This window comes from Natronococcus sp. JC468, assembly GCF_012163165.1.
Taxonomy (GTDB): Archaea; Halobacteriota; Halobacteria; order Halobacteriales; family Natrialbaceae; genus Natronococcus; species Natronococcus jeotgali.
The window spans coordinates 57,169-65,141 of the sequence record NZ_JAAVUO010000019.1 but is presented as its reverse complement, the minus strand read 5'-3'; the positions used below and the strand labels follow the sequence as shown (position 1 = coordinate 65,141).

At 62.7% G+C, this 7,973-nt stretch carries 7 protein-coding genes and 2 pseudogenes; 6 read left to right on the top strand and 3 right to left on the bottom strand.

Translation table 11 applies throughout. From position 1 onward, the window contains the following. Positions 1 to 14 precede the first annotated feature (14 nt). A pseudogene (locus tag GWG54_RS12575) lies at positions 15 to 632 on the top strand (phosphate ABC transporter ATP-binding protein); the annotation flags it as partial. Between the two features lie 190 nt (positions 633 to 822). On the opposite strand, the gene GWG54_RS12570 reads toward GWG54_RS12575, so the two are convergent. Beyond that, positions 823 to 1,995, bottom strand: a complete 1,173-nt coding sequence (locus GWG54_RS12570; protein WP_167938098.1) for an ISH3 family transposase — start codon at positions 1,993 to 1,995, stop codon at positions 823 to 825. Positions 1,996 to 2,069: 74 nt separating this feature from the next. Here GWG54_RS12570 and GWG54_RS12565 point away from each other — a divergent pair. Then, positions 2,070 to 2,237: pseudogene (locus GWG54_RS12565) on the top strand (phosphate ABC transporter ATP-binding protein); the annotation flags it as partial. 121 nt (positions 2,238 to 2,358) lie between these two features. After that, positions 2,359 to 3,363: a PhoU domain-containing protein gene (locus tag GWG54_RS12560; RefSeq protein ID WP_167938097.1), complete on the top strand. Its 1,005-nt coding sequence runs from the start codon at positions 2,359 to 2,361 to the stop codon at positions 3,361 to 3,363. 309 nt (positions 3,364 to 3,672) lie between these two features. On the opposite strand, the gene GWG54_RS12555 is transcribed toward GWG54_RS12560, so the two are convergent. Next, positions 3,673 to 5,076 (bottom strand): FAD-binding oxidoreductase, encoded by a 1,404-nt coding sequence (locus GWG54_RS12555; protein WP_167938096.1) that lies wholly within the window; start codon positions 5,074 to 5,076, stop codon positions 3,673 to 3,675. A gap of 107 nt (positions 5,077 to 5,183) precedes the next feature. Between GWG54_RS12555 and GWG54_RS12550 the strand changes: the two genes are divergently transcribed. Both GWG54_RS12550 and GWG54_RS12545 read left to right on the top strand, forming a co-directional pair. After that, positions 5,184 to 5,483 (top strand): hypothetical protein, encoded by a 300-nt coding sequence (locus tag GWG54_RS12550; RefSeq protein ID WP_167938095.1) that lies wholly within the window; start codon positions 5,184 to 5,186, stop codon positions 5,481 to 5,483. A 176-nt stretch (positions 5,484 to 5,659) separates the two neighbouring features. Further along, entirely contained in the window at positions 5,660 to 6,667 is a 1,008-nt protein-coding gene (locus GWG54_RS12545; protein ID WP_167938094.1) for a TIGR04024 family LLM class F420-dependent oxidoreductase, read from the top strand. Positions 6,668 to 6,669: 2 nt separating this feature from the next. Here GWG54_RS12545 and GWG54_RS12540 read toward each other — a convergent pair whose 3' ends face one another. Continuing rightward, positions 6,670 to 7,635, bottom strand: a complete 966-nt coding sequence (locus tag GWG54_RS12540; protein ID WP_167938093.1) for an NADPH:quinone reductase — start codon at positions 7,633 to 7,635, stop codon at positions 6,670 to 6,672. 120 nt (positions 7,636 to 7,755) lie between these two features. Here GWG54_RS12540 and GWG54_RS12535 point away from each other — a divergent pair, with 120 nt between their 5' ends. Beyond that, entirely contained in the window at positions 7,756 to 7,914 is a 159-nt protein-coding gene (locus GWG54_RS12535) for a hypothetical protein (RefSeq protein WP_167938092.1), read from the top strand. Positions 7,915 to 7,973 lie beyond the last annotated feature (59 nt).

The window sequence follows — 7,973 nt, the reverse complement described above, 5'->3', positions numbered from 1 at the left end:
AATTCGGTGCTCTGATCTTGTTCGCTTTGCTCCAGAAATCGAGTCAGCAATCAGCAACGATGGGAACTACCGACTATGGCAACGAGCAGGCGCTCCAGAGCGTCGAAATGGCAATTCAGGAAAATCAAGTTACGGCACTGATCGGTCCCTCGGGCTGTGGGAAGTCGACGTTCTTACGATCGATCAATCGAATGAACGATCTTATCGACGTTGCTCGGGTTGCGGGCGAGGTCGAATTCCAGGGCAAAAACGTCTATGACGAGAATGTGGATCCAGTTGCCTTGCGCCGGAAGATTGGGATGGTATTTCAGAAGCCAAACCCGTTCCCAAAATCGATCTACGACAACGTTGCCTACGGTCTTCGTGTCCAAGGTCTTGCTGATGAGGTTGACCTTGATGCTGCCGTCGAACGTGCATTGAAGAACGCAGCATTGTGGGATGAAGTAGCAGATCAACTCGACAAGTCAGCACTCGAACTCTCAGGCGGTCAGCAACAGCGCCTTTGTATTGCCCGCGCAATCGCCCCTGACCCAGAAGTCCTCCTGATGGATGAACCGGCCTCAGCGCTGGATCCGGTTGCGACTTCGAAAATTGAGGATCTCATCGACGACCTCGCTGAGGAGTATACGGTCGGTACTTCCCGAACGTCGCTTCGTGAACTGTGCTGAGTCATGGACGAACGGAGTGAATGCCGGTGTGGTAACTGAGTGAACAGGAAGTAGAATCCATGCATGAGGAGAAGTGAAGTAAGAAGGCTGAGATACGCTGTTCTAGGCGAATGCTGTTGCTCACCAGGAGCTTGCCCAAGGCCGCGGGCTGGCGTCAGCCCGCGGCCGGCGCGTATGCTTCTGGCACACCTGTTCCGTTCATCTCGATCTCCCAAGTCCGCTCTAGCTCTTCCTCTAATGCATGTCTGATCCAGTCAGAGAAGGTCTTGAACGTGAATTCCTCGAGCAGGTCGCGCCCGCCCCGCTGGGGGCGGGCGACGACCGCCCATCGAAGCACAAGCCAGAGGTTCTCCAACAGGAATCCAACCAGGACGAACGCGAAGCGGATGATTGGGTCTTGTGTCGTCGTTACCACTCGTGCTTGGCGAAATACACGGTAGCTCGTTTCGATCGCTGACCGTTTCCGATAGAGCCGTTCGACTTGTTTCGGCGTGCGATCGGCCAGATCGCACGCCACATAGCCTCGAACGACCTCGCCGCTTTTCCCGCGATCTCCGGCGTGATAGGAGACAGCGACCGCGAGCGGGAATTCCAGTTCCCGCTCGCGGCCTTTGTACATCCGATAGGTGGTCATGTACGAGCAGTGCGTATCCAGCTTCTTCTTCATGCGCTTGCCCTTCTTTTGGACGGGAACGACAGTCGCAGCAACCTCCCGTGAGCGGCGCAGAATACGTTCGTTGTAGAAGCCGCGATCAGCCAACAGAAGCTCTATCTCGAAGGGATAGGCCTCGACGCGGTCGAGGACGCGCTCGACCGCGTCGGCCTCTTTCTCATCACTACGGACGTACGTCATCGCCAACGTCACTGGCTTTCCGTTCGAGACGAGATACGCCGTGCAGTACCGGTGGCACGTCGTTGTTCCGTCTTTGGCGTGCATGCGACAGAGTTCACCTTCTTCATCGGCGTACGTTCCGTGGTAGGGGTTATCGACGAAGTCAATGGAGACGATCCTCGACCGATCAGGGTCGAGGATCGTCATCGCTAACTCCCTGAGAAGGCGGTTAGCAACCCGCTCAAGCCACTCTCGGTTGAGCGTATGTAGCCAGTCCATGACAGTATCATCACAGGCAGCGTTGTCGTTGTCCTTGCATGTCTCCCAGATAGACGTCTGATTGACTGCTGCAAGAATGACAACAGTCCAGATATCGCCGGGATCGAGGGGCGAGCCCTCGATCCCTGGCAAGGGGAGCTGGCAGATGATGTCTTCCGCTAAATCTTTCACGTCCGAATCCGAAAGAACACCGTCTGGCTGAGGGATACTGAACACATTCACTCAACCAGACATCTTCCTCATGAGACCAACGCTTTAGCTCCAGCTCTCACACCAGTCGGGAAGTACCGACGGTCGTGATCGTCACCCACAACATGCAGCAGGCTGCGAGGATTTCGGATAAAACTGCTGTCTTCCTTACTGGAGGGAAGCTCGTCGAGTACGACGATACCACAACCATCTTTGAGAATCCAGAACATGAGCGGGTCGAAGACTATATCACCGGAAAATTTGGGTAGTATGTTAGAAAACGAAAATTTCCTCGATAAATCTGCCTCGCAATGACAGTTCTGCATTGATTAGTGCGCCCACTATGGCTCGAATAACACACAAGATTAAAACTACCGTACTAACCCAGACATGAGTCAGAACCAGCTGCTAACTAGCTCGTTCGATTCCATTGAACGAAAAGTACAGTTTACCGGGAACTCGACGTTTATCATTTCCCTGCCAAAAGAATGGGCACTTGAACAGGGTCTTGAGCCCGGGATGTCCATGTCGCTCTATCCACACGAGGATCGACTGGTCGCCGCGACCGAACCGGTGTCAACACGAGATCGAACCGTGACCGTTGACGCTGATACTTTCAGTGAAGAAGTAATAACGTGGCGTATCAAGACCGCATACACAGGCGGCTATGATCGAATTACCGTGATCGGACTCGATGAGACCGACCTACAACTCCGGCGGTCGGTCCAGCAAACGGTCAACCAGCTCACTGGGGCTACGATCAGGACAGATACTGATGACCGCTTAACCATCGTCAATCTGCTTGACAGTAGCGAGATATCTCTTCCACAGACGGTTTCCCAGGCACAGCAACTCGCACTACAATTGCACGAAGATGCGATTGATGCCTTCTTGACTAATGATACCGACCTTGCGCGACGGGTAATCGATCGGGATGACGATGTCGACCGGCTATTCTCATTTACCAAACACGGAATCAATCGTGGGCTCGAGGACGTCCACGAGATTGACCGGCTCGGGACAGATCGTCTATCCATGTTTCGTAATTATCGTATCACCCAACAACTCGAACGGATTGCTGATCATGCTGAAGGGATCGCAAGAGAAACAACACGACAAGCTAACTCTCCAGATCCGGTATTTGCTGATCAGCTCGAAACGATCGGAGACGATGCACGAACCGTTATCGAACTATCACTGGCAGACGAACCCGAACAGGCTCATGAAACACTCTCTTCCGTCCGGGAAGCGATTAACCAGATCGATCAAGAGCTGTATGATCGGGAGGAGAAGAATTCGTACCGATATGGGAGAGTGTTACAGCAGGTACATCGAACTGCCGAGAATGGAATCAATATCGCAGAAGCGATAACTGAATCTTCACCCGAAAACTAACCACTGGCTAGCGCATATCTCCGGGTGCTCTTCGGAAGCAGATTGTTAGTCGGATGGATCTGGCGCTGTCAGTAACCCACGACTTCAGTCGTGGGCTTCCTCCTTGCATCTCTGTGAAGTGAGCAGATTCTTCACTGATTCCAGCGTGAAACAAACGAAGTCGCCGTGCTGCATCTATCCTCTATATTCAGCAGGCTTCTCTTGACAGCTATCGGATGAATTGATTCCTGCGCCGTTACCTACTTGCCCTACACGTAACGCACGGTCATTTTCGCGTTGCTCCCCGTCAAGAGCCATCGCTTCGCGAACTCACTCACGCTCGTCGGACTCCGGGAAGATCTTCCCCGGATTCAGCGTCCCCGTCGGATCGAGCGCGTCCTTGACCCGGCACATCGCGTCGACCGCACCCGACCCGTGTTCGGCCTCGAGGTACTCCCGTTTGCCCTGGCCGATGCCGTGCTCGCCGGTTGCCGTGCCGCCGAACTCAAGGGCGCGCTCGACGATCGCGTCGTAGACCTCCCCTCCGAGTTCGATCTGGGCGGGGTCGTCGCGGTCGACGAGGACGGAGTAGTGGAGGTTGCCGTCGCCGGCGTGGCCGAAACAGGGGATCAGCAGGTCGTGTTCCTCGGCGAGGCGCCTGGTTTCGCGAACGATGTCGGGATAGGCGCCGATCGGGACCGTCACGTCGCCGGGGTGAAGGGGCTCGAGATCCGCGTCGTAGGTCGCCACGGCGTAGGCCAGTTCTCGCCGGGCGCGCCAGAGTTCGTCCATCTCGGCGTCGTCGGCGCTCGTCTCGAAGCGGGCGACGTCGCGGGCCTCGAAGATCGTCCGGCAGAGGTCGATCTCCTCGTCGACGCCGTGGTTGGCGTGGAACTCGAGGAAGACCATCGGCGCGTCGGGGAGGTCGGTTCCCAGGTAGGCGTTTGCCATCCGCGCGCTCAGTTCGTCGACGAGTTCGATCCGGGCGACGTCGACCTCGGTTCGGACGGCCTCGGAGACCGCCGCGGTCGCGTCCTCGAGCGTCTCGAAGATCGCCCGTCCGCCCCGGATCTGCTCGGGTCGGCCCGCGAGTTCGAGCGTCGCCTCGGTGACGACCCCGAGGGTGCCCTCGCTGCCGACGAGCAACTCGGTGAGGTTGTAGCCGCTCGAGGTCTTGATCGCCCGCGAGCCCGTCTCGACGACGGTGCCGTCGGCCAGCACGGCCTCGAGTCCGAGCACCCAGTCGGCGACCTCGCCGTACCGGACCGTCTGCATCCCGCTGGCGTCGGTCGCGATCATTCCGCCGATCGTCGAGATGTCGCCCGACGACGGTAAGGGCGGGAAGAACAGGCCGTCGCCGGCGACGCGTTCGTCGACCGCCGAGCCGATGATCCCCGGCCCGACGTCGATCTGGAAGTCGTCGGGCCGGTACTCCCGGACGTCGTCCATGCGGGTGAGGTCGAGGCTGATCCCCCCGCGGGCGGGGACGGCGTTACCCTCGAGGCCCGTCCCTGCGGCGTACGGCGTCACCGGGACCCCGCGTTCGGTCGCCGCCGCGAGGACCGTCGAGACGTCGTCCGTACTCTCGGGCCAGACGACGGCGTCGGGGGTGACGCCCTCGCCGAGTTGCTCCGCGCCCCAGTCGGCGGCGTGGCTGTCGCGGTGTCCGTCGGCGAACGAGAGCTGATCGTCCTCGAGGGGGAGGGCCTCGAGAAACGAACAGTCGTGTGTCATACGGGCACATCGTTTACGACTCGTATCAACGTTGGCCCCGCTTTCGGGAGACGAAGGGCCCGAGGGCCGGGACAACGGTGATCGGGCTCGAGCCCGTTCGGTCGATCGTGACCGACGCGCCGGACGCTCCCGCCGAAGAGTCGCTCGAGGAGCGCCTCGAGGCGCTTCGCGACCGTCTCGAGGCGACCGCCGAGGTACCGCTCGATCCGCGGACGAACCGCTGGCTCGGCGAGGCGGAGGCCGTCGCCCGGGACGCCGCGGCGGACGACGTCGATCCGGAGACGGCCCGCGATCGCGTGCGTCAGGTCCAGCGGCTGCTCTCGGAGGTCGAGGACCCCGACCGCGAGGACGCGGCCGCACACCTCACGGCGGCCCGCGAGCTGTGTGCGGACGTGCTGTCGTCGTGACTGACGCGAGCGTCCGCGTCCCCGGCCGCGGGACGGAACGATGCGCTCCTCGCACGCGTCCCGAAGACGAACGAGCCGGTGCGGCTCGAGAGGGAACGCGCCGCACCGTTAAGCCAATAGGTGACGCGGTCAGTGGTGACAGGTATGCATCGAGGATCACCGCGGAGGCGAGCGGCGTGAACGCACGGCTGGACCTGCTCGTTCGGCTCGGCGACTACGACCGACCGCAGGACGTCGCCGACCGGGCCGTCCGGGCCGAGCAGTTGGGGTTCGACCGCATCTCGACGGGCGAGACGACGGGATGGAACATCGTCCCGGCGCTGACGCTGATCGCCGACCGGACCGACGAACTCGGGATCTCGAACGACGTGATCTCGCCGTTCGGGCGGTCCCCGGCGCTGCTGGCCCAGACCGCGCTGGCGCTGCACGACGCCTCGGAGGGCCGATACCGGCTCGGACTCGGGCCGAGCTCGCCCGCGATCACCGAACGCTGGCACGGCGAGTCGTTCGACCGCCCGCTGCGGCGCACCCGGGAGGCGATCGAGATCGTCAGGGGGGTCTACGAGGACGGCACCCCGGCCTACGAGGGCGAAATCTTCGAGATCGCTGGCCTCAACTACGAGCGTGAGCTCCCCGAGCGCCCGCCGCCGATCGACATCGCCACCCTGGGACCGACGGCCACCGAGATGGCGGGGCGGTTCGGCGACGGCTGGGCGCCCCAGCTGTTCACCGGGTCGGGCCTCGAGGATCGGCTCGAGGACCTCCGCCGGGGCGCCGAGCTGGCCGACAGGGACCCGGACGAACTCCGCGTGAGCCCGATCGTCCGCGGAATCGCCTCGGAGGACCGCGAGCGCGCTCGCGAGCACGCCCGCAAGACCGTCGCCTTCATGCTAGGCGCCTACGGGCCCTACTACGGCGACTCCGTGGCCGAGCAGGGGTACCCCGACGTCGTCGCCGACGTCCGCGAGGCCTGGGAAGACCGGGACACCGACGCGATGGCCGCGCGGCTCCCCGACGAGGTCCTCGACGAGCTGGCGCCCGCGGGGACCCCCGAGGAGGTCCGCGAGTGGGTCCGCGAGTACGCCGCGATCGACGGCGTCGACGCCGTTCGGTTCGGCTTCGTCGACGGGATGACCGACGCGGAGAAGGAGACGACGATGGAAGCCCTCGCCGAACTCGCGTAACGCTACGGCTCGAGGACGAGCTTGCCGAACACGCTCTCGTTCATCACGTCCCGCTGGGCCTGCGCGGCCTCCTCAAGGTCGTAGCTGCGCTCGAGTTCGATCGAGAGCCGTCCGGTCTCCATGAGGTGGGCCACGCCCCGCAGCGGAACCCGCAGGTCGGGCGTGTTGAACATGCTCATGAACTGGTAGCTGACGTCCTTCGAGCGGGCCGCGCCGTCGTTCGTGAACGCGGGGTCGGGGCTGTTCTCGCCGATGCCGACGACCCGACAGCCCGTCGCCGCGACGTCGGCGTCGAACTGGAGGTAGTCGTCCAGCCGGTGGTCGAGGATCGCATCGACGCCGCCGTCGCTCTCCTCGAGGACGGCGTCGGCGAGGTCGTCGCGGCCGTAGTCGAACACGGCGTCGGCGCCCAACTGCGCGAGGGCGTCGCGGTACCGCTCGGAGGCGGTCGTCAGCACTCGGGCGCTGACGGCGTCGGCGATTTGGACGGCCGCGTGGCCGACGCCGCCGGAGCCGCCGTGGACGAGACACGCCTCGGCGGGCTCGAGGTCGGCGTGGTCGATCAGCGCGCGCCAGGCGGTGACGCCGACGACCCCGGCGGCGCCCGCCTCGCGGGCGTCGGCGCCGTCCGGGAGGTGGACGACCCGATCCGTGGGCACCGCCGCGTACTCGGCGTAGGAGCCCTGGGAAGAGGCGTTCCCGATCCCGGTACCGTAGACGCGGTCGCCCGTGGCGAAGTCCTCGACTCCGTCGCCCGTCTCGGCGACTGTTCCGGCGAAGTCGACCCCCGGGGTGAACGGGACGTCGACGGGTTCGTAGGAGCCGTCGCGGAAGTAGGTGTCGACGGGGTTGACGCCCGCCGCCTCGACCTCGACGAGCAGCTCTCCGGGGCCGGGTTCGGGTCGGTCGATCTCCTCGACGTGCAGTACGTCCGGTCCGCCGTGTTCCGAGAGTCGGACGGCTCGCATGGTGATCGTGACCACGACGCGAGGCGCAAAAAGGTGCGTCATTCCGAACGATCGGTCCGTCGAGGCAAGTGTTTCCTCGGATCGACACATTGAGAGTCCCCACCGACGAACGTCCCGTCGATGTTGAACACGCTGTTGCACACCGGTTCCGAACACCCCGACCTCCTCTGGATCGTCCTGCCGAGCCTCCTCTCGTTCGTCGCGGGGCTGAGCGCCGGCGCGTTCTCCGACCGCGTTCGAGGTTGGCTCCGACCGCGCCGCGAGGCGTCGAACGACTGAACCGATCCGGACCGTCGGATCGCCACCGGCCGCCCCGTTCCGGTTTCGAGCCGAGCGCC